1 protein-coding gene is annotated in these 298 nt (G+C 59.4%); it reads right to left on the bottom strand.

Annotated features, from left to right (window positions below; all coding sequences use genetic code 11):
• Nucleotides 1-61: 61 nt before the first annotated feature.
• Nucleotides 62-298, bottom strand: a 237-nt coding sequence (locus B2W52_RS04195) for a hypothetical protein (RefSeq protein WP_286801497.1), incomplete at its 5' end; no start/stop codon positions are given.

The following is a 298-nucleotide window of genomic DNA, read 5'->3' as shown; positions in this document are numbered from 1 at the left end:
GTTGTTTTTCCCAGAAGAAAAGCACCCCCATGGCGCCTTGCTCTTCACCAGAACCTAAAGGCTACGCAGACTCCAAAACAGGCCGACGCTGCCCCCGCTCAACCGTCCACTCCTGAACCGGATCGCACTGCGAAGGCGCATTAACAAACTCCCGGAACCGCTTCCGCTTCTCCGGATCCTCGACGGCCGTCTTCCACTCGCACTGGTAGGTCCCAACAATCCCCTCCATGTGCTCCTCCAGCTCAGCGCCGATCCCCAGACTGTCCTCAAGAACCACCTGCTTCAGGTACTCCAGGCC

The sequence above is a fragment of the Marinobacter sp. UBA2498 genome, from assembly GCF_002341575.1.
Lineage (GTDB): Bacteria > Pseudomonadota > Gammaproteobacteria > Pseudomonadales > Oleiphilaceae > Marinobacter > Marinobacter manganoxydans.
Note: the sequence above shows the minus strand (reverse complement) of the source record. Positions and strands in the feature narration are given on the sequence as shown.